The organism is Klebsiella sp. AqSCr (genome assembly GCF_008452795.1).
Taxonomy (GTDB): Bacteria; Pseudomonadota; Gammaproteobacteria; order Enterobacterales; family Enterobacteriaceae; genus Klebsiella; species Klebsiella pneumoniae.
On sequence record NZ_MJDM01000005.1, the window covers coordinates 2,207,038 to 2,227,841 of the forward strand.

Below are 20,804 nucleotides of genomic sequence, written 5' to 3' on the forward strand. Positions count from 1 at the left end.
TTACCTTCCCTTTTTAGATGAAAAGTCGACAAACATCTAGTTTTACAGATTTAATGTTCGCAATAATGCAAACGACGTTGACTTTATATCATTACGCACAAAACGAAATTTTACCTATTAAAAACAAACAGTTAATAATTTATCGAGAGACATAAACCACCGGCGCAGAGGCGGTGTATAACGGCAGGAAAAGTAAGGGAAACAGACTGGATAGTGGAGAAATAGCGCTAAGCGAGAATATTGTCAGCAATCCAGGCGCTACATACCTGGAGAGCCTACCATACAGGAGGATTAACACGGCATGCCGGCTGCTACAGCCGGCGCCATTCTGCGCGCTATTTCACACGCTGCCCTGCGGCATCAATGACTGGCTCACCGTCCTCCTTCACGAATGCGCCTTTTTGCGGCGCCGTCAGGATCTCCAGCACCACCTCTGACGGGCGGCAGAGTCGGGTGCCCTGCGGCGTCGTTACGATCGGACGGTTAATCAGGATCGGATGCTGAAGCATAAAGTCGATTATCTGGTCGTCAGTAAACCGGTCTTCCGCCAGGCCCAGCGCGTCGTAGGGTTCGACGTTTTTCCGCAGCAGCGCGCGCACCGGGATCCCCATCGCGGCGAGCAGCTGGCGCAGCTCATCACCCGACGGCGGCGTCTCCAGATAATAGATAATGGTGGGCTCGGCGCCGCTGTTACGGATCAGCGCCAGCGTATTACGCGAGGTGCCGCAGTCAGGGTTATGGTAAATGGTGATGCTCATAGCACGTTCTCATGGCTGGTTGAAGGAGAGACGCAGCGCCAGCGCGGCCAGCGTCACGAGCAGTACCGGCAGGGTCATGATAATGCCGCAGCGAAAATAATAACCCCAACCGATGGTGATGTGCTTCTGCGCCAGCACATGCAGCCACAGCAGCGTGGCCAGGCTACCAATTGGCGTAATTTTCGGCCCCAGATCGCAACCGATGACGTTAGCATATATCATAGCCTCTTTGATAGCCGCTGATGCCGCGCTGCCTTCAATCGACAGGGCGCCGACCAGTACGCTGGGCATATTATTCATGATCGAAGAGAGGAAGGCCGACAGAACACCAGTGCCCAGCGTCGCGGTCCAGAGCCCGCGCTCCGCCAGCATGTTCAGCACCGTGGTCAGATAGTCCGTTAACCCGGCGTTTCGCAGACCATACACCACCAGATACATTCCCAGCGAGAAGATCACTATCTGCCACGGGGCGCCGCGCAGCACCTTGCCGGTATTAATTACCCGTCCGCGCTTCGCGACAGCAAACAGGATCCCGGCACCGAGCGCCGCGATGGCGCTGACCGGGATCCCCAGCGGTTCAAGGATGAAAAAGCCAGCCAGCAACAGCAGCAGCACGCCCCAGCCGGTGCGGAACGTCGCTGGATCTTTTATTGCCGTGGCCGGCGCTTTCAGTAACGCCATATCCCAGGCCGGCGGGATATCCTTGCGAAAGAACAGGTGCAGCATCGCCAGGGTGGTGAGGATCGCCGCGAGATCGACCGGCACCATCACCGAAGCGTACTCCCTGAAGCCGATGGCAAAGAAATCTGCCGAAACGATATTCACCAGATTCGACACCACCAGCGGCAGGCTGGCGGTATCGGCAATAAATCCGGCGGCCATGACAAAGGCCAGCATCGTTCCCTTGCTGAACCCCAGCGCTCGCAGCATGGCAATCACGATTGGCGTGAGGATCAGCGCCGCCCCATCGTTGGCAAACAGCGCCGCCACAGCCGCGCCGAGCAGGATAATCCAGGTAAACAGCAGACGACCCCGGCCTCTTCCCCAGCGGGAAACGTGCAGCGCGGCCCATTCGAAAAAGCCAGACTCATCAAGCAGCAGGCTGATAATGATAACGGCGATAAAGGTGGCGGTCGCATTCCAGACGATATGCCATACCACCGGGATATCGGCTACCTGTACGCCACCGGTGGCCAGCGCCAGCGCCGCGCCAAATGCCGCGCTCCAGCCGATCCCTAACCCCCGCGGCTGCCAGATCACCAGCACCAGGGTCAGGATAAAAATCGTACCTGCCAGCAACATCGTTCCTCCGCCAATCACATTCGAAAAATCATATATGTTAAGATAAATTTTTTACCGGCAACCCGGCCCGCCAGCCAGTCTGCTGATCATCAGCCGCACATCCTCCTGCTGACTGAGCCAGGCCTGCTCAATCACCTGCGCCGCCCAGGCCGGCATCTGCGGAGAGAGGCGGTAATGGACCCACTTACCCTGTTTACGATCCAGCAGCAATCCGCTCTCACGGAGCATCGCCAGATGGCGGGAGATCTTGGGCTGGGACTGGGCGAGCGCCGTACAGAGATCGCACACGCACAGCTCTCCACGCGCCTTGAGCAGCAATACGATCCCCAGCCGAGTTTCATCGGCGAGGTTTTTGAACAGTTGCAGGGGCAATAAAGACATGATTTCTCCTCAAGCGTGACGGACAGCATACGGGGCCACAAAGAAAGATCAATATACATGCGAAAAAACATATATATTAATTCACGTCTGCGATGAGCATCCGGGATGTTGCGCCCCGCCATCCCTGCTAAATAGCACGGAAAAATGCCGCGTTTTCTTTTATCCATCATCGAAATATGTCAGGCTGGAGATCCCATTGGATTGCCAGGGCTTTCAGGATGAGTACGATTTATGTGGTTGTTTTAACGTATATAAAACCGCTCGAAGAGGTTGACCGTGCGATCCCCGCCCACATCGAATGGCTCAAAAAAGGCTATGCCGACGGCCTCTTTCTCGCCTCCGGCCGCCGTATTCCCCGCACCGGCGGCGTCATTCTGGCAAAATGCGATAGCCGGGAAACTCTGCAAGCGCGTCTGAGCCAGGATCCCTTCCAGCAGCTGGGTCTCGCCCGTACAGAGATTATTCCCTTTGAGGCCAGCATGGCGTCACCCGCGCTGCAGTCGCTGTTATAACCCTGTCTGAAAGCATATCCCGGAGGAAAAATGCAGCCGTACTTTCACTGGATCAATGAACCTGCCGAGTGGCGCCGCGATTCCGACGGCCTGACGGTGGTCACTAATAAGCATACCGACTTCTGGCGCCATACCTGGTATGGCTTCGAGCGCTTCTCTGGCCATCTCTATGCCGCAGAAGTGGCGGGCGATTTTACCCTGCAGGCAAAAATCTGTGCGGATTTCACCACGCTTTACGACCAGGCCGGGCTGATGATGATGGCCGACGAGCAGACCTGGCTGAAGGCGGGAATTGAGTTTAATGACGATGCCCCGGCCATCGGCAGCGTACTGACGCTAACCCACTCCGACTGGGCCACCGGGCTTTTCCCCGGCGACCCGCGCACCTTCTGGCTGCGGCTGACCCGCAAGGGCGACGCGTTAAGGCTGCAGTATTCAACCGACGGCGAGCGCTGGCCGCTGCTGCGGCTCGGCTACTTTCCGCCAGGCCCGGTGAAAGCGGGCGTCATGTGCTGCTCACCGGAGCGTGGCGGACTGGCGGTTGCGTTTCAGGATATTCAGCTTTCCCCGCCGCTGGACAAAGCGCTGCACGATCTGAGCTGAACGCTAGCGGGAAGACCCGACTTTCTCTGCATCCTGGGGCCCAGGATTGCAGGGTTCGCTGGTGCCAGGGAGATAAAAATGACCGTGCTTATCGGGATCGGTGCCGCCAGGGCACCCTGCCCGACCCGAGGAATTATCGATATCGCCGCCGTTCGAACCGTTGCCGCCGTCGGCGCCAGCGCTCACCGACTGCCCGTTATGGCCACCGTGAACACCATGCGCAGCACTGGCCGAAAACGCCACCAGCGCGAATATACAGACTATGAAGCGTCTGCCCATTGATACCTCTCCCTTATTGATATTCCCAGCCTATGACGTTGGTGATGGGTTAAGCCGTTGAGCGGCAAAAATCATCGCGATAAAAACCGCTTTATCCGCAAGGAGTATAGGGTTAAGACTGAGGGAAAGACAGGATCTGTGCCTTCAGATATTTCGCACGCAAAATAGCCTTTATTCCGCGGCATGCATTATCAGGAAATCAATCAGGGCTTTCACCCTTTTCGTTCTGCCTGCGTTTTTTGGGTAATAGAGATAAACCGGCGGATAGGTTTTCCAGTAGTCCTCCATCACGGGAATAAACTGCTCACGATCGGGCTGTAATTGCAGGATAGGTTCAAATAAACGGCCAATCCCCAGTCCGTGGCGAATACCGTCGGCCATGACGTCAATATCATTGCTGATTAACTGTCCGGGCATCTCGACGGTGAGCTGCTCGCCGTGGTCATTGAGGATCAGCGGCAGGATGCGGTTGTTGGTAATAAAGCGATAGCCAATCAGCCGGTGATGATGGAGATCGGCAGGCATCGCGGGCACGCCATATTCGGCAAGATAGGCAGAGGAGGCGTATAGCCCTTCACGAAACGGCTTCATTAACGGGCGGGCGACCACGCCGCCTTCGAGAATATCGCCAAAGCGGATCCCAAGGTCGAAACGTTCTTCAATAATATTGACGGTACCGTCATAGACCGATATTTCCAGCTGGATCCCCGGATATTGCTGACAAAATGCCGCCATCGCCGGTTTGAGAATAAGCAGGTAGGCAAAGCGCGAGAGGGTTATTCTCACTGCCCCGGAGGGCTCCTGATTCTGGTCGCGGATGATTTCCAGCGACTTTTCCAGTGTCTCCACCGCCGCGGCGGTCTGCTCCAGCAGCTGTTGCCCGGTTTCCGTCAGCTCGATACGCCGGGTAGTGCGCACAAAAAGGGGGTGGCCAATATGCTCCTCCAGCAGCCTGAGCGCATTGCTGACCGACGGCGGCGTGATTTCGAGCTTGCGCGCGGCGGCCGAGATATTGCCCTCGCGCGCAATGCTCTGAAAGATGCGTATCTGATTATAAAGCGCGTTATTCATAGCATCTCCTTAAGACACCCTCGCCTGATTATTAAGTACAGGCTAAATATTCTTAAGTCAATGACCGCCTAATCTTCCCCCCCTGCGGCTCGTATACTTTTGTCTCTTCCCGCTGATAACGACTTTCCGGAGACAACTATGCGAATTTTATGTCTGGATATCCCTGCCCCCGGCGCGACGCTGGAACACTATGCGCCGCACCTTACCGCAGAAGCCCTGCACGCCTGGGGACTGTACAAGTCAGGCTTTATTCGCGACATCTATTTCCGTCAGGATCGACCCGGCGTCGCTATTTTCCTCGAGTGCGACACCGTGGAAGAGGCGAATAATGTCATGGCCGAATTTCCGCTGGCAAAAGCGGGTCTATTAACCTTCGAGTGTATTCCACTCGGCTCGTTTATTAGCTGGGAAAATCTCTTCTCTGCTGAATTTAAACATCAGGAGTAACGTTGGGAATGGCTCATATTCTTGTCGTTTCCGGGCATCCGGATCTTAACCATTCCATCGCCAACGCCACCATCCTCGATGAGCTGGCGACCGCCCTGCCTGATGCGGAAATCCGTCGTCTGGACTGGCTCTATCCGGACGGCAAATTCAACATCGCCGCTGAGCAGGAAAGCCTGCTGCAGGCGGATGTGATTGTCTGGCAGTTTCCCTTTAGCTGGTATGGGCTGCCCGGGTTAATGAAACAGTGGCTGGACGAGGTATTTGTCCACGGCTTCGCCCATGGCTCAACGGCGAAACTGGGTGGTAAAAAGTTGATCCTCTCCTTCACCACGGGAGCGCCACAGGGGCTCTATACCGCTGACGGTTTCTTTGGCCATGCCGTTGAGGAGTATCTCCTTCCCTTCGAGACCACGGCCAGGCTGTGCAATCTTGAGCTGCTGGCGCCGGTTTATACCTGCGGTATTAGCTACGCCGACCGGGATGCCGACAAAATCGCTCAGCAAAAAACGCTTGCCCGGGAACACGCGGCCAGACTGATCGCGCGGCTTAATACTCTGGTGGAATAACCCAAAGGGAGAAAATAACGATGCAGTATACCCGGCTCGGGAAGAGTGACTTACTGGTCTCCCGTATCTGCATGGGATGTATGGGGTTTGGCGATCCGTCAACGGATCAGCATCGCTGGACGCTGGACGAAACAGCCAGCCGGGACATCATCCGCCACGCTCTGGAACAGGGCATCAATTTTTACGATACCGCCATCGCCTATCAGAACGGCTCCAGCGAACGGTACGTTGGCCGGGCGCTGCGGGAGATGGCAAAACGCGAGGAGGTGGTGCTGGCCACCAAGTTTCTGCCACGAACCGCTGCCCAGATTGCCGAGGGGATCAGCGGAAAACAGGCGATAGCCCGCTCGCTTGACCAGAGTCTGCGAAACCTCGGGATGGACTACATCGACCTCTACATCTACCACATCTGGGATTACAACACCCCGGTTATCGACGTGCTGGAGGCGCTGCACACCGCAGTGACCGCCGGCAAGGTGCGCGCGATTGGCATTTCCAATTGCTATGCCTGGCAGCTGGCGAAGGCGAACGCTCTTGCCGAACGCGAAGGGCTGACATCCTTTGTTTCTGTGCAGAGCCACTACAACCTGATTATGCGTGAAGATGAACGAGAGCTGTTCGGGCTGTGCGCGGAAGAGGGTATCGCCATGACTCCCTATAGCGCGCTGGCCAGCGGCCGTCTCTCCCGCTTAGAAGGCCACACGCGGCGAGCGGTGGAAGATGATTATGCCCGGGGCAAATACGACGGCACGGCAGAGCAGGACCGGATCATTATTGCCCGCGTCGCCGAACTTGCCGAACGGCATCAGGTCTCCATGACCGAAATTTCGCTGGCCTGGCTGCTGACTAAAGTCACCGCCCCGGTGATCGGCGCCACGCAAAAGCATCATGTTGACGGCGCGGTCAACGCTGTAGCCCTTCAACTGAGCCCGGAAGACATCCGTTATCTGGAAGAAGCCTACCAGCCGCACGTTCTCACAGGCGTGATGGCGCAAAACACGCCGCAAGCCAAAGACCATCATCAGGTGTGGACGCGGTAACCCTCTGTCCTGTTCAGCAGGGAGAATAAAACATGAAAAACGTGATTGCCGCGGCAGCCTTGTCGCTTGTGCTGTCTGATTTTACTTATGCCCACGAACAAAGAGATGAAGCTATGATGAAAATTACCCCTTCCACCCTTGCGGACGCTGATATTCAAGCGGTCTCCCCGGCGCTGGCGCGCTTCGGCCGCGAGGCCATCAGCAACGACCTCTGGCAACGTGACGCCCTGTCCGCCCGCGACCGTAGCATCGTGACCGTAGCGATGCTGATTGCCCGCAACCAGCCAGGCGAGCTGAAGCACTATATTGCCGTTGCGCTCGATAGCGGCGTGACGCCAGCGGAAGTGTCAGAGATCATTACTCACCTCGCCTTCTACGCTGGCTGGCCCAATGCGATGTCAGCCGTCAGCGTCGCTAAAACCATCTTTGAAGCCAGGGGCGTGACGGCAGAGGCCCTGCCCGCCGCCTCGCCAACGCTGCTGCCACTCAATGAACAGGTAGAGAAACAGCGTGCAGACACCGTGGAAAAAAATGTCGGCCCCATTTCGCCTGGCCTGGTTAAATTTACCGCCGACCCGCTGTTTCTCGACCTCTGGCAACGGCCCGCGCTTACGCCCCGCGACAGAAGTCTGGTGACGGTCAGCGCGTTAATCGCCGCCGGACAGAGCGCGCAGATTGGCTACCACCTAAACAGAGCTATGGATAATGGGCTTTCGGCTGAAGAGGCCGGAGAAGTAGTCGCCCAGGCGGCGTTCTACGCGGGATGGCCAAATGCGTTTACCGCCGCCCCGGTGGTCGGTGAGGTATTGCGAGCGCGCGAGAGCAAAGCTGAATAAAAAAGAATAAAGGACAGGGAAGCTGTCCTTTATTTATCGTTAATTGTTAATTTAAAGGTACCACGAGGGCTTTCGATTAGGTCTCGCGGAAAGAACATAAACGGTCTATCGAAGTATGGAGACTTCGATCGTGAGTCTGTTCACATCGCTCATTGAGAAAATTGCCGTTCCGTATGCCGTCATGAGTCTCATCCTTTGAAAGCAGCGATCGCTGTGGCGAGACGATAGCGCGGACATGTCTATTTGGTCCAGAGATGGACATCTCAATTTAGCTACTACACCGCTACTTCGATTGATGTATTTTATATTAAATATCAATGAATTGAATTATTCATTTAATATAAATTGATGTTATAGCAATCGCTATACAGGCTCCTTAGTCATGACTGACCTCCCCACACCGCATATCGCAAGAATTTGCTCTCTCAGCCAGCGGTGACCGGGGTCGCGTTCCATTCTTGGGTGCCACATCTGCGATACCGTAATACGACGGCTTTTGAACGGCAGCTCGAAAAGGTGTACCTGGTCCGTTACCTGCTGATTGAGTAAATAGAGTGCGGGTATCATGGCGATAAGATCCGATTCCAGCGCCACGGAAAGTGCTGTCGGAAATCCCGGTACGACGCTTGCAATTTTACGTTTTGTCCCCAGTTCGGCCAGCGCATCGTCAACGGATCCGTGCAACGCGCCCTCGGGTGACGCTACCACATGGCCCCAGGCGACATAATCACTCACGCCTATTTCAGCCTGCTTAGCCAGCGGGTGCCCTTTACGGACGACGCCAACAAACCGATCCTCAAACAGTCGTTGCAGCCGTATTTCTGGCCCCATATTACTCTGAACGCCAATCTCCAGATCAACCAGCCCTTCCCGAAGATAGCGCGACGTTTGTTCCGGCTTAGGCGCGAAGCGTATACAGACGTCCGGCGCGGCGTCGGCAACCGCTGCTATAAGCGCAGGCCCAAACGCCACCACAAAACCATCGTTTGCCCTGATGGTAAAAAGACGCGCCAGATTTTGCGCGCTGAACGTTTCAGTTGAGGGCTGTAATACCGCCCTGGCATCGTGCACTGCACGCCTGGCGCGATCCCGGGTCGCTTCGGCCCACGGGGTCAGTACCATGTTACGCCCGGCGCGTACCAGGATCGGGTCTCCTGTGACATCGCGTAACCTGCTTAATGTCCGGCTCATGGCCGAAGTGCTGAGGTTCAGACGACGAGCCGCACCTGCGACACTCGCTTCACTCAGCAATACGTCGAGAGCTACCAGCAAATTAAAATCGGGATCAGACATTACCCTTCCTCCCAGCACATTAAGATAAGGCGTTTGATGCAACAATAAAGTGAAAATAGTGCGCCTTCCGCCTGGTAAAAGCCATCTTTATAGTTTTGTCATCCATACACTCTTCTCAGAGGACAAATGATGACGCTCTTTTCCAGTCAACCCGGCGACGAAGGACTGCCTGGCCCGGCGCGCGCACGGGTGATGGCCGCAATAATGACCACCACCTTAATGGGCGTGTTTGATGGCACCATGATCAACATTGCCCTGCCCTCCATGGCTCAGGAGATGCAGGTACCTGCCAGTATTGCCGTCTGGTTCGCCAACGGGTATCTGCTGGCAGCTGCGATGACGCTGGCGATATTCGCGGCGCTTGCGGCCCGTCTGGGTTATCGCCCCGTATTTCTGGCGGGCCTGACGACCTTTACCCTGACATCACTGGGTTGTGCGCTGGCGAATAAGCCCGAAGTGCTTATCGGTATGCGCGTGCTTCAGGGGATCGGCGGCGCGGCGACGCTGAGTATTGCCCCCGCAATACTCAGGTCCGTATTTCCCGGACGCTTACTTGGCCGCATTCTGGGGTTCCATGCCCTGCTCATTGCCTCGAGCTCCGCTATCGGCCCGGTATTGGGCGGTACGATCCTTCACACCCTTAGCTGGCAATGGCTGTTTGCGATAAACGTTCTTCCCGGCACCCTCGCCTTACTGCTGGCGGTCAGAGCGCTGCCGCGGGATGCGATCCGTATGCAGGCGCCCTTCGACACCGTGGGCGCCATATTGTCGGCGCTGCTGTTGGGTTCGACGATCATGGCGGCGAACAGCCTACAGAACGCTACTTCTCAATTCGGCAGCCTTTGCTGGATGGCTCTCGCTGCGCTGAGCGGCATGGCTTTTATCTGGCAAATCCGCCGCACGGGTCATCCCTTACTGCCGCCGAGCATGTTTAAAAATGAACGTTTTACCCTCGCGGCCTTCACGTCGATGGTTGCTTTCGTCAGCCAGGGGATCACCTTTATTGCGCTACCCTTCCTGTTTCAGAGCGAATACGGCTACAGTCCGGTAGTGTCTGCCCTGCTGTTTACGCCGTGGCCATTAGGGATCGTGCTGATTGCGCCGCATGCAGGCCGTTGGGCGGACACGATATCAGCCCCGGCGATATCCACCCTGGGGCTGGTGATATTTGTCGGCGGTTTGATCCTGCTGGCGACGTTACCCGCCAGACCTTCAATGTGGGATATCTGCCTGCGAAGTCTGGTATGCGGAATAGGGTTTGGCTGCTTTCAGAGTCCCAATAACCGGGAAATGCTCTCAAACGTTAATCGTGAGCACGCGAGTTATGCGTCCGGTGTTTTATCCATTATGCGCACTTTCGGGCAGTGCCTGGGAGCCGCCGCCGTAGCCGTTCTGCTGGCAGCAGATGAAAGGTCAATTCATGTTGCGCTGTGGAGCGCCGCCGCGGCCTCTGCGGTATCGGTCGTCGTCAGCGCGAGCCGGTTGCGTAAAATCACTCATCCTGCGGAAACAGGATAAGCGCGAAAATATCACTAAACGCTACGACTCCAGCGCCAGCAGCGCAAAACGCCGATCCCGCAACCAAAGTGGAGTCCTCCGTCGGAGTTCAATAGACTAACAGAATGCTATAACCGCTGATTTATCAAGGGAAAATTGAGTTAGGTAGACTTCAGGAGACTTGAATTTGGAGCGGGCGAAGGGAATCGAAGTATCGAAGACAATCACCAACTAACCATTTGATTCTTAAAGACAGGTGAATCCGTCTGGTTACACTTATGGTTACACACTGAGTGATCTCTGGTCAATACCCACAGTTAGATTCCCATGGCGGGAATAGAACCTGAGGTATACGCTGTGCTATCTCGATAGCTACGGGGGGAGCTGCCCACAAGGGAACTATTACATATCCCCTCAAATTTTTGTGGTAATTTCTTAAAGCTCCTTCACTACGTAATACACCAGAAGGAGGACCAGATAGAGCATCATCAGGTTTGACATAGCGCCTCCTTGAGTTGTGATGTGTACTGACAGGTGTACTCGTGTACTGTTTTGCTAGTACAAAATAAACCCCAGAGTTTTACCTCCGGGGGAATCTTAACGGTTAGTCTTCAAACTTCAGGACGTGGACCAGCGGATAACTAGCAGCCGCCTCAGTGTCGAACGCTCCAGCCTTAACCTTAACGGTGCCCGTTGCCATGACATCTAGTGCGCCTACCAGTTCGACGTCATAGCCTGCACGGTTAGCGTCACGAGTAACCAACACGTTAACGAGGTCGCCGCTGCGGGTTGAACGGAAAGATAACATAGCGTACTTCTTCGGCAGAATGATAACGCCACGGTCATCACCACTGTAAGGCGCAACGGCAGTGCCTACCAGTTCGCTAATCTCGGTCATACCCGCTTTCTGGGCTGCACGATTGAGGATAGCTTCGTACTTCTCTGGGACCAGTAGAGTGTAATCGGTCAGTGAGGAGCCAAGGTAGAAAGGCAGGTTCACCGCTACAGCATCCAGAATGTCATCGGCTTGTGCTGACGCTTTGCCAGACAATGCGCCCACTTTGGTTGACTGAAGGTCTGGAGCATCCAGCAGCACATCGACAACTTTAGAGGTCATATTACGTAGATACTGGTCAACCATATCGGTAGCCGTAGCCATCAGACCAGCGCCAGTCCAGCCGCCCATCATTGCAAAGTCGGACACGTGGGTAATAGCTGAACACAGGACACCTGTTTCTTTGGCGTCCTTGTCGGCAATCACAGGGCCAACCATCAGGGTCTGACCGCCTTTCACCTTAGTGGTCGGGGCGTTCTTCGCTGGGTTATACACGCCGTTGGACAGGAAGCGGACGGTGCGATCGGTCAGAGTCTCACGGTTAATCGGAGTCGGTAGAGTGGCAAATGGGCGCTGCTCACAAGGGAATACTTCGGTATTCAACCCATCGATAAAATCACCATCGTTAAGCGTCTCATCAAGTGCAGACTCAAGGGCCTGTACATAATCAGTCACGTCATTACCGAATGCCTGCGGGCGGCCTGAGCGGTCAGTGAAGCCAACATTCATGATCTCGCCTGTACCGTCAGCCTGAGAGATAATCTCGGTGCGCGTCGTATCAGTACCAAAGACGCTATGCGGAATCTTGTTGCCTTCTTTATCCAGCAGGTGAGCGCGGAGTTCGTCGGTGTGTTTAATCTTTGAATTGTTCGAGTCGATACGTTTTACTTCTGGCATGGGATGCCTCCTTGTATTTAATTTGAATGAGATTGATATTGGTATGGCACCATGAGTTCTGACCCACAGTGCCATTAGTCCGTTGAACTTACAGACCGAATGCAGCGCCTTTACGGCTGAAGCGACGCTCAAGGTCTGCCTTACGTTCTTTACGCTCTGCGGCCTCTTTAGCGATTTCTTCAGGGGTTGCAAACATAGCGGCGATGCGCTGACGGTCTTTCTCGTTTTCAATGCGCTGACGCTCGGCCTCTCGGCGTGCCTCTGCGTTGCTCTCAGCCCACGCTCGGGAATACGCCCCGTAGTCATTAGCGTTAAGACCAGCAGCGTGTAGAGCTGTCAGGATGGCGTGTGCGCCTGTGCTCAGGGCAGGCAGACCGTTCAGCATTGAGGTCACTACAATCTCGGTGAAATACTTGGTGGACATCTCTTGCCCGAAGACCAGCACGGTCTCCTTGTCGGCGCTCAGGTTGATGTCGAGTTTACGGTATGAAATAGCCATATAATTTGATTCTCCTTTGAAATGGTTGAACTTATCGGTCTCGCAGGCACGGCTAGCCCTACGGTCTCCCCGCATCGGTCAGTTCAAAAGAGTGTTGTTTGCGGTGGTGTGGTGGCTTACTTGAAGTCCATCGGGGTCAACCCTTCGGCGGTCGCCATGAGACACAGCGCACCTTTCGAGTAATACATATCGGGCCGGGTGTGCTTCGGTGGGAGACCCAGCGCGGCTACGAGTATGGCTGTAGGCACATCCAGTAGGCGCATAGCTTTACGGCCTTCAGGTGTCCGTGGGTCAATCTTCACGTCTACACTGTAAGTAGGCGGTAGGTCTGGCGGTAGGGTCTTCATGATTACAGACCCTCATTTTGAGGAGCTGTACTAGCGACATCCTGTAGGTGCTTCTGCTTCTCGGCGTCTGTACCGTGAATTTCGATAACCTTTCCGCGCATCTTTAGGACATGCTCAGGTTGACCAAAGAATTCCAGTCCCTTGGCGTTGAACCGAATGTTAATGCCGCTCGGGTTGAATCGCTGGTCAGTTGGCTTGATGACCCGGAAGTATTCCGCATATTTTGGATTGACTGACCATTCACCACTGACGGGGTGGACCTGAAAGAGCTTTCGTTCCCGCTTGAGGATGTTCATCAACTTCTGAGCAGGTAGACCATGCGTCTTGCAGTAATCGCCCCATGTTACACCACGGCGGTTAGCCGACTGTACGGCTGCGCGTTTCTGCTGGTCTTCCAATCGGAGGACTTTTTGTTCAAGCATCTGAATGTGGTCGTAGCATTTAGCGCGGAGTTGGACGGAATACCCAGCGACCAGAATAAAGGTATGCTTCCGGTCGAGTCGGTACATGCTATATGTTTCGCCATTCTGGGTATTAACGTAGGTGTCCTCAAAACTGAGGAGACCCCCGTCCGGATATATTTCATCAAGCATCTTACGAACATCGCGAATTACGTTGTCGTGTCGCTTACCCGTCAACTCCGCGATTTCTTTTGAGGTCATCGAGATAAGCTGGTCAAGATTGATAATGTTCATTTACGTGTACTCCTTATGTGACGCCTCTATGTTCGCACCTACCGCCAGCCAACCAGACCCCACGTAAAGGAAACTGTCGGTAGCATAAAGGCGTTACATAAAGACTGGTTTTAATAACGGTCTGCGATGACCATGGATAGGTGAGGACCAATCGGATGAACTCAGGGGCGGCACGTCATGTGTGACCGGAGACCCTGTATAATGTTCAATGGCTGGCGCAGCTAGCACTGCTGGTGGTGGTGCGAGTAGCGGTGAATCCGCACCAGAAGCGTCTCTGGGTTCATGACCCAAAGCTGATACACACGATGTTGATTACTACCTAAAGATTTCACAATGAGGTACATCAGCGTATCGGCAAGGAGTCATGCCCAGAGTGGGCTTCGGGTGTTACTGGTGGTTGTACAGAAAGTGTACCATCTGTCGATAGCGAAGCGGTATTCTCACTGTCTCCCTATAGTGCTACCTAATTACCCAAGGGATGACCCAAGGGATGACCTGTGAGGAGACCCAAGGGATGACCTGTGAGGAGACCCAAGGGATGACCTGTGAGGAGACCTGTGAGTATGGTGATTGATTATGATTGATATCATCACCTCTTCAAGTTCACTTAAGGTTATTCTTTAAGTTCTTAGAGTAATCTTTTAATTAATCAATTATTTAAACTCTAAGTATCTTAAGGGTCTTTAAGTAAACTTTAAGTTAGCCCCTGTAGGTTCGTGTCTATTATTAATATAAAGACTATTTGCTATTCACTCATCGACTGACCTAGAAGAACCGGGAAGCAGTGACATAATGTCGCCGCTGTGTTCGTCTGTATGTGGTCATCCCGCCCCTGAAAGGATGCGATGAGTTACGGTTAAAGGAATGCTGATTTCCAGCGTGAAGTGTACATAGGGACAGTGAGTGTCATCATAAAATTAATTTCTCACTGTCTCCCTATAGTGTGCCCTAATTCAAAATGCTTGACATATAGTCAATTATCAAGGCGATTTGGCGTATCTCCCTATAGTGAGTCGTATTAGACTTCCCCCCCCTATAGTGTGCCCTAATTCCGAAGGACTATCCGCTAGCCTTGCCGTCCCGCTTTTCGATGCCTTGACGTGGACCTTCAGGCATACTCTGGAACATCGCTTCGATTTCTTTAGGTCTGGTGATGCGGTCATCAACAATGATATTCAATAACTTGAAGAGACCATGAGTTAACTGAGGGTCATCATCAAGGCTAATCTCTCCGGGATGCACGGCCTGATTACCAACGATACGGCAAATGTCAGCAGCTTGTTGGATACGGGGAGGAAGACCTTTCTCAACGAGAGACTTGATGTCTTTGTTTATATTCTCTCCCGGCTCACCCAAGTGAACCATTAACTTCTGGAGACACAGGCGGAGGAGTGCTGCGGCCCCTTTAGGAGACAGGTTAACGATGCTTCTGGCTTCCATGTAGTCGGACTTACAGTCTTCCGGCATGTCTGGATTTGGCATTTCAACATTCGCAGAAGCAGGAATCAGAAGGGACTTTTCGAACCAATATGAATATTCCCCACAGCGCTCACATTGTGATACATGCATAGGGAAACCCTTGTCTTCATAGTACGGATATAATCGCCCCCATGTTTGCTTAGCATAAGCCTGACAATACGGACAGTTAAAAGCCTCTTTATCAAACTCCGCTGGTTCGTATGGAACCGCCATTTACTTTACCTCCTTATAAACATCAGCCAGAACGTTAACCAATCGGTCTACCTCAACTTCTTTAGCGTAGCGGTCATAAGTAATAGACCCTGAGCTATGCCCCATAATAGCCTGAGCGTAAGCCAACTCGACGCCATGCTGTTTTAACTGAGTAGCGACCGTATGTCTAAACGAGTGGAACGCCAAGCCGTCACGGTCAGCCAGAACTTTAGGTAACAGCGTTCTGTTAAACCACTTGCTCACCTGCTCACCGTAACCGTTCTTCATGAGACGCAGGCCATCGAATACCATAGCATCTTCACCCCCCGCGTTCCTACGGGCTTCTAACAGGTCCATAAAGTCAGCCAATACAAAACCGTAGGCACCATCAACCAGAGGGACACAGCGATCACTGTGGGCGTTCTTGATGCTCTTACCGGGCAGGCTGCTGTCATCCTCATTGATATGAATATAAACGGTCCCGGCCTCAGTGACCCTAACGTCTTTTACCTGAAGTTGAGCTACTTCATTGAGTCGCGCACCAGTGATAGCCGCCAGCACCGTAACGTAATAGTGGTAAGGCTTGCCAGAGGTCTTCTGAGAGTATGCCTTAGCGGCAACCAGCAGTTGCCCTACCTGCTCCGTAGAGAAAGCGTTACGGGCCTCTGAGGCTTTACGCTGGGGAACCTTGAGTTCCAGCCCCTCAGTCATATTCTTTTTAATCAGGTCATTACGCACAGCCCACTTAAAGACAGCCGCCATCTTAATGAGATATTTATTGTTGATGGTGACTACGTCCAGACAATCTGTTTTCTCTTCACGGCCCAGCAAGTCAACCAACGGGGCATCCTTGAAGCGCTGCTTACGGTTCTTCGGTAACTGCTGGAGGACATCACGGACTCTAAGCACGTCAGCGCGTGTTACCGTATTGGCGTCAGCACCAAGACCCAGATAGTCAAAGATTTCGATTAACGCAGCGTGAGACGATTGGTTTTCCCTTAAGGTAGCAGGCTTCCAGTTCTGAGCGTTCTCCGCTTCATACTGCTCAAAGAGGCTAGCCACAGTGACGCTTGGTGTGACTGCTAGTGCAGCTAGCGCTGCTGGTTTTACCTCAGGAGCACTAACAGATAGGGACACAGAGGCTTGGTCATCCTGCCGATCAATACCATCAAAACGATCGACGTAATCTATCAGTGACTGACTGTCTCCCGCTTCGATACGCTTCATGCAAGCCTTGAGTACCTTCAGGGCCTCATTGATGTAGCGATGCTGGTCAATACTCAGCGGTTCACTAGCCAGAGCATCGGTAAGGTTCTCACCAAGTTCACCGTACTGGTCCCGATAGATGTCCCTCATGTCCGGCTCGAAGAGGTCAGAGCGTCCCGCTGAAAGTTCCCACTCCGCGATATCCCGTAAGTGTTTCCTCATATCCTCGTAGGAGGCTGTAGGGTTATCCGCATGGATTGCCTTGAGTGCTGCCTTAATGTGCCGGGAGTGAGCCATAGCGGTTCGTCTATCCTTGGTCCGTAATGAAACTGAGGCCATTCTATCATCGTTTGATTGTCTAACTCGAAGACGAAAATAGTAGACGCCGTTACGCTGGTAAAGGTAGGTGCAGGAATTGAGCATGTACTGAGACCTTAGGTCAGCTCACTGTGTCAACATAAGGACGTAGCTTGGTCGCTACAGGGTTACAGTGTTGGTTACAGTGAGTAAAACTATCGGAAGGCTTAAAGCCGTATCCCTTAGGATTCAGTAAGTTGGAATACTTTAAGAAAGGTCATGGAGCGGGCGAAGGGAATCGAACCCTCGTATAGAGCTTGGGAAGCTCTCGTTCTACCATTGAACTACGCCCGCGAAGAGGTGCGAGAAGCATTATAGCCCTTACGCACCCTGTGACAAGCCTGCTGGATGCTGACTGGCGATAAAATAACCTTTTAGCACTTAGGTTTACTTCCCTGCGGCGGCAGGTAACGCAGCGGATCGATGGCTGTCGCCCGGTAGCGGATCTGGAAATGCAGCCGCACTGAGTCGGCATCCGTACTGCCCATGGTGGCAATTTGCTGGCCGGCCTTCACGCTCTGGCCATTATTCACCATTAGCTTATCGTTGTGGGCATAGGCGGTGATGTAATCCTCGCTGTGCTTAATCATGATCAGATTGCCATAGCCGCGCAGCTGATTGCCGACGTAGACCACCTTGCCCGCCCCGGCGGCATACACCGGCTGGCCGCGGGTTCCGGCGATATCAATACCTTTATTGCCGCCATCGGCGGTGGAATAAGGCAGGACCACTTTGCCGCTGGTCGGCCAGCGCCAGCAGCGCTGTCCCACCGGCGGCCAGGAGGACTGAGGTACCGCGGACGAAGGCGTGACCGCCGCGGTGCGCGTAGAGGAAGATTTTTTCTTCGTTGTCTTCGTTGAACTGCTGCCGTTAAGCTTCAGCTTCTGCCCCACCTCAATGGTGTAAGGCGGGGAGATGTTATTCAGGCGGGCCAGATCGCGAACGCTGGTGCCGGTGGTGCGGGAGATGCCGTACAGGGTATCGCCGCGTTTAACGGTGTAGGTGCCACCGGAATCGGAGGTGCTGGAGCAGCCGGCCAGCACCAGGCTTGCCGCCAGCATCAGTGTCATATAAAAGCGTTTCATCATCAGGCATCCTGCACTTAACACAACCACTTACCTCGCAATCAGGGCGAATATCATACCAGTCCGCGGCGCAGGGCGTCATCCCTGATGGCGAAACCATTATCCCCCGTCCCTAGCGCGCGGTCTGCGGCAGGCAGAAATTCATATTTGCGCCACGCGGCGCGGCGGCCTCTCCTCTCCATTGCGCGTTGCCGTTCACAGAGCTGCCTCCAGGGCTTGTTTTGGTAATGCCTTTCTCCCATTTATGGGCTACCCTAGTGGCCTGAGTACATGACCCGGCGGGTTTGTGCCGGGTCATTTTTTATTTTCAGGAGTCGTCATGGCCGGGGAACACGTCATTTTGCTGGATGAGCAGGATCAGCCTGCCGGTATGCTGGAGAAGTATGCCGCCCATACGTTTGATACCCCTTTACATCTCGCGTTTTCCTGCTGGCTGTTTAACCAGCAGGGTCAGTTACTGGTCACTCGCCGTTCGTTGGGCAAAAAAGCCTGGCCCGGGGTATGGACCAACTCGGTCTGCGGACACCCCCAGCAGGGCGAGACCTTCGAGCAGGCCGTCACGCGCCGCTGTCGCTTCGAACTCGGTGTGGAGATCTCTGATATCGCGCCGGTTCACCCGGCCTTCCGCTACCGGGCGGTCGCCCCAAACGGTATCGTTGAGAACGAAGTGTGCCCGGTATATGCCGCGCGCGTGGTAAGCGAAGTGCAGCCTAACGACGATGAAGTCATGGACTATCAGTGGGTTGACCTGGCAACCATGTTAAGCGCGCTGGCCGCCACGCCGTGGGCGTTCAGCCCGTGGATGGTGCTGGAAGCGGAAAATCGGGACGCCCGCCAGGCGCTGACCGACTTTGTTGCGCGTCTGCGCGGGTAAGCTAACTATTCTCCAGGCCAGGCGCAGCCCTGTGCCTGTCATTAATGCCTGGCGGCGCTACGCTTGCACAGGCCTACGGTTCTGCGCCATTGCGTAGCCCGGATAAGGCGTTTACGCCGTCATCCGGGATCCCCGGCTTGCGCTGCGCTGAGCCAGGCTACGCCAGCCTTAGGACCTCACATCAGACATAAAAAAAACCCGGCAAGCCGGGTTTTTTGCTCTTCGCGAAGGGCGATTATTTCTGCGGACGCATCGCCGGGAACAGAATAACGTCGCGGATGGTGTGGCTGTTGGTGAACAGCATGACCATACGGTCGATACCGATACCCAGACCAGCGGTCGGCGGCAGGCCGTGTTCCAGCGCGGTGACATAGTCTTCGTCATAGAACATTGCTTCGTCGTCGCCTGCGGCTTTCGCATCAACCTGATCCTGGAAGCGCTGCGCCTGGTCTTCGGCGTCGTTCAGCTCGCTAAAGCCGTTACCGATCTCACGGCCGCCAATGAAGAATTCAAAGCGGTCTGTGATTTCCGGGTTGACGTCGTTACGGCGCGCCAGCGGAGAAACTTCCGCCGGGTATTCGGTGATGAAGGTCGGCTGGATCAGGTGCGCTTCCGCCACTTCTTCGAAGATCTCGGTCACGATACGGCCCAGACCCCAGCTCTTCTCCACTTTGATGCCGATAGATTCAGCGATCGCTTTCGCGGAATCAAAGTTATCCAGATCCGCCATCTCGGTTTCCGGACGGTATTTCTTGATCGCTTCGCGCATGGTCAGTTTTTCAAACGGCTTGCCGAAGTCGAACACCTGGTCGCCGTAAGGCACTTCGGTATTGCCGAGGATGTCCTGCGCCAGGGTGCGGAACAGAGATTCGGTCAGCTCGATCAGATCTTTATAATCCGCATAAGCCATGTAGAGTTCCATCATGGTGAACTCTGGGTTATGACGAACGGAGATCCCTTCGTTACGGAAGTTACGGTTGATCTCGAAGACGCGTTCGAAGCCGCCAACCACCAGACGCTTGAGGTACAGTTCCGGCGCGATACGCAGGTACATGTCCAGATCCAGCGCGTTATGATGGGTGATGAACGGACGCGCGGAAGCGCCGCCCGGGATCACCTGCATCATCGGGGTTTCTACTTCCATAAAGCCGCGGCCAACCATGAACTGACGGATGCCTGCCAGGATCTGCGAACGCACTTTGAAGGTCTTACGAGATTCATCGTTGGAGATCAGGTCAAGGTAACGCTGGCGGTAACGCGCTTCCTGATCCTGCAGGCCGTGGAATTTGTCCGGCAGCGGGCGCAGAGCTTTAGTCAACAGACGCAGCTCGGTGCAGTGGATAGAGAGCTCACCGGTTTTGGTCTTGAACAACTTACCGCGGGCGGCGATGATGTCGCCGAGGTCCCACTTTTTGAACTGGTCGTTATAAACGCCTTCCGCCAGGTCATCACGCGCCACGTATAGCTGGATGCGGCCGCCTACGTCCTGCAGGGTCACGAAGGACGCTTTACCCATGATACGACGGGTCATCATGCGGCCAGCAACGGCCACTTCAACGTTCAGCGCTTCCAGCTCTTCGTTTTCTTTGCCATCGAAGTCAGCGTGCAGTTGGTCAGAGGTATGGTCACGACGGAAATCGTTCGGGAAAGCGACGCCCTGCTCACGCAGCGCAGCCAGCTTCTCGCGACGGGTTTTCAGTTCATTATTAAGGTCAATTGCCGCGTCAGCGCCCTGTGCTTGTTGTTCAGACAT

The 20,804-nt window shown here is 54.4% G+C and carries 21 protein-coding genes and 1 tRNA gene; 8 read left to right on the forward strand and 14 right to left on the reverse strand.

Annotation, left to right across the window (positions count from 1 at the left end; translation table 11 throughout):
- Window positions 1–335: 335 nt before the first annotated feature.
- The 3 genes from arsC to BHE81_RS14725 are packed head-to-tail and all read right to left on the reverse strand — an operon-like array spanning window position 336 to window position 2,441.
- A complete protein-coding gene (gene arsC / locus BHE81_RS14715) occupies window positions 336–758 on the reverse strand; it encodes a glutaredoxin-dependent arsenate reductase (protein ID WP_016947386.1) in 423 nt (140 codons plus the stop codon).
- A 9-nt stretch (window positions 759–767) separates the two neighbouring features.
- Entirely contained in the window at window positions 768–2,060 is a 1,293-nt protein-coding gene (locus tag BHE81_RS14720; protein ID WP_023301507.1) for an arsenic transporter, read from the reverse strand.
- A gap of 51 nt (window positions 2,061–2,111) precedes the next feature.
- Window positions 2,112–2,441 (reverse strand): metalloregulator ArsR/SmtB family transcription factor, encoded by a 330-nt coding sequence (locus BHE81_RS14725; protein WP_002916281.1) that lies wholly within the window; start codon window positions 2,439–2,441, stop codon window positions 2,112–2,114.
- Window positions 2,442–2,659: 218 nt separating this feature from the next.
- Here BHE81_RS14725 and BHE81_RS14730 point away from each other — a divergent pair, with 218 nt between their 5' ends.
- Together BHE81_RS14730 and BHE81_RS14735 are read left to right on the forward strand one after the other, a co-directional pair.
- Window positions 2,660–2,953 carry a YciI family protein gene (locus BHE81_RS14730; protein ID WP_002916282.1) on the forward strand — a complete coding sequence of 98 codons (294 nt, stop codon included), beginning with the start codon at window positions 2,660–2,662 and terminating at the stop codon, window positions 2,951–2,953.
- Window positions 2,954–2,983: 30 nt separating this feature from the next.
- Complete coding sequence (locus BHE81_RS14735) at window positions 2,984–3,556, forward strand: DUF1349 domain-containing protein (RefSeq protein ID WP_002916283.1); 573 nt, start codon at window positions 2,984–2,986, stop codon at window positions 3,554–3,556.
- Between the two features lie 3 nt (window positions 3,557–3,559).
- Here the strand turns inward: BHE81_RS14735 and BHE81_RS29035 are convergent, their stop codons facing one another.
- Together BHE81_RS29035 and BHE81_RS14745 are read right to left on the reverse strand one after the other, a co-directional pair.
- Window positions 3,560–3,835 carry a hypothetical protein gene (locus tag BHE81_RS29035; protein WP_004174494.1) on the reverse strand — a complete coding sequence of 92 codons (276 nt, stop codon included), beginning with the start codon at window positions 3,833–3,835 and terminating at the stop codon, window positions 3,560–3,562.
- A gap of 171 nt (window positions 3,836–4,006) precedes the next feature.
- Window positions 4,007–4,906: a LysR family transcriptional regulator gene (locus tag BHE81_RS14745; RefSeq protein WP_004174493.1), complete on the reverse strand. Its 900-nt coding sequence runs from the start codon at window positions 4,904–4,906 to the stop codon at window positions 4,007–4,009.
- Window positions 4,907–5,044: 138 nt separating this feature from the next.
- On the opposite strand from BHE81_RS14745, the gene BHE81_RS14750 reads away from it, so the two are divergent.
- Genes BHE81_RS14750 through BHE81_RS14765 form a run of 4 tightly spaced genes read left to right on the forward strand, consistent with a single transcriptional unit; the run spans window position 5,045 to window position 7,795 of the window.
- Complete coding sequence (locus BHE81_RS14750; RefSeq protein ID WP_004151785.1) at window positions 5,045–5,353, forward strand: superoxide dismutase; 309 nt, start codon at window positions 5,045–5,047, stop codon at window positions 5,351–5,353.
- Between the two features lie 8 nt (window positions 5,354–5,361).
- Window positions 5,362–5,919, forward strand: a complete 558-nt coding sequence (locus BHE81_RS14755; RefSeq protein WP_023285538.1) for an NAD(P)H-dependent oxidoreductase — start codon at window positions 5,362–5,364, stop codon at window positions 5,917–5,919.
- A gap of 20 nt (window positions 5,920–5,939) precedes the next feature.
- The gene (locus BHE81_RS14760) at window positions 5,940–6,959 is read left to right on the forward strand and encodes an aldo/keto reductase (protein ID WP_023301506.1); all 1,020 of its coding nucleotides are present in this window, start codon (window positions 5,940–5,942) and stop codon (window positions 6,957–6,959) included.
- Between the two features lie 32 nt (window positions 6,960–6,991).
- On the forward strand, window positions 6,992–7,795 hold the full coding sequence (locus BHE81_RS14765; RefSeq protein ID WP_004185540.1) for a carboxymuconolactone decarboxylase family protein: 804 nt from the start codon (window positions 6,992–6,994) through the stop codon (window positions 7,793–7,795).
- A 363-nt stretch (window positions 7,796–8,158) separates the two neighbouring features.
- On the opposite strand, the gene BHE81_RS14770 is transcribed toward BHE81_RS14765, so the two are convergent.
- Window positions 8,159–9,088 (reverse strand): LysR family transcriptional regulator, encoded by a 930-nt coding sequence (locus BHE81_RS14770; protein WP_023301505.1) that lies wholly within the window; start codon window positions 9,086–9,088, stop codon window positions 8,159–8,161.
- Between the two features lie 129 nt (window positions 9,089–9,217).
- On the opposite strand from BHE81_RS14770, the gene BHE81_RS14775 reads away from it, so the two are divergent.
- Entirely contained in the window at window positions 9,218–10,606 is a 1,389-nt protein-coding gene (locus BHE81_RS14775; protein ID WP_023301504.1) for an MFS transporter, read from the forward strand.
- Between the two features lie 583 nt (window positions 10,607–11,189).
- Here the strand turns inward: BHE81_RS14775 and BHE81_RS14780 are convergent.
- From BHE81_RS14780 to actS, 7 genes are all read right to left on the reverse strand, one after another.
- Window positions 11,190–12,317 carry a hypothetical protein gene (locus BHE81_RS14780; protein ID WP_025861868.1) on the reverse strand — a complete coding sequence of 376 codons (1,128 nt, stop codon included), beginning with the start codon at window positions 12,315–12,317 and terminating at the stop codon, window positions 11,190–11,192.
- A gap of 88 nt (window positions 12,318–12,405) precedes the next feature.
- Window positions 12,406–12,816, reverse strand: coding sequence for a DUF6971 family protein (locus BHE81_RS14785; RefSeq protein ID WP_102007968.1), 411 nt, complete (start codon window positions 12,814–12,816; stop codon window positions 12,406–12,408).
- Window positions 12,817–13,165: 349 nt separating this feature from the next.
- Window positions 13,166–13,858, reverse strand: coding sequence for a Rha family transcriptional regulator (locus BHE81_RS14795; protein WP_012540600.1), 693 nt, complete (start codon window positions 13,856–13,858; stop codon window positions 13,166–13,168).
- Window positions 13,859–14,917: 1,059 nt separating this feature from the next.
- Complete coding sequence (locus BHE81_RS14800) at window positions 14,918–15,550, reverse strand: DUF4145 domain-containing protein (protein WP_110246459.1); 633 nt, start codon at window positions 15,548–15,550, stop codon at window positions 14,918–14,920.
- Entirely contained in the window at window positions 15,551–17,158 is a 1,608-nt protein-coding gene (locus BHE81_RS14805) for a site-specific integrase (protein WP_110246460.1), read from the reverse strand.
- Between the two features lie 154 nt (window positions 17,159–17,312).
- Window positions 17,313–17,386, reverse strand: a tRNA-Gly gene (locus BHE81_RS14810).
- A gap of 80 nt (window positions 17,387–17,466) precedes the next feature.
- A complete protein-coding gene (gene actS, locus BHE81_RS14815) occupies window positions 17,467–18,180 on the reverse strand; it encodes an amidase activator ActS (RefSeq protein WP_004157874.1) in 714 nt (237 codons plus the stop codon).
- Between the two features lie 316 nt (window positions 18,181–18,496).
- Between actS and idi the strand changes: the two genes are divergently transcribed.
- Window positions 18,497–19,051, forward strand: coding sequence for an isopentenyl-diphosphate Delta-isomerase (idi, locus tag BHE81_RS14820; protein ID WP_002916298.1), 555 nt, complete (start codon window positions 18,497–18,499; stop codon window positions 19,049–19,051).
- A gap of 235 nt (window positions 19,052–19,286) precedes the next feature.
- On the opposite strand, the gene lysS is transcribed toward idi, so the two are convergent.
- A complete protein-coding gene (gene lysS, locus BHE81_RS14825; RefSeq protein ID WP_002916299.1) occupies window positions 19,287–20,804 on the reverse strand; it encodes a lysine--tRNA ligase in 1,518 nt (505 codons plus the stop codon).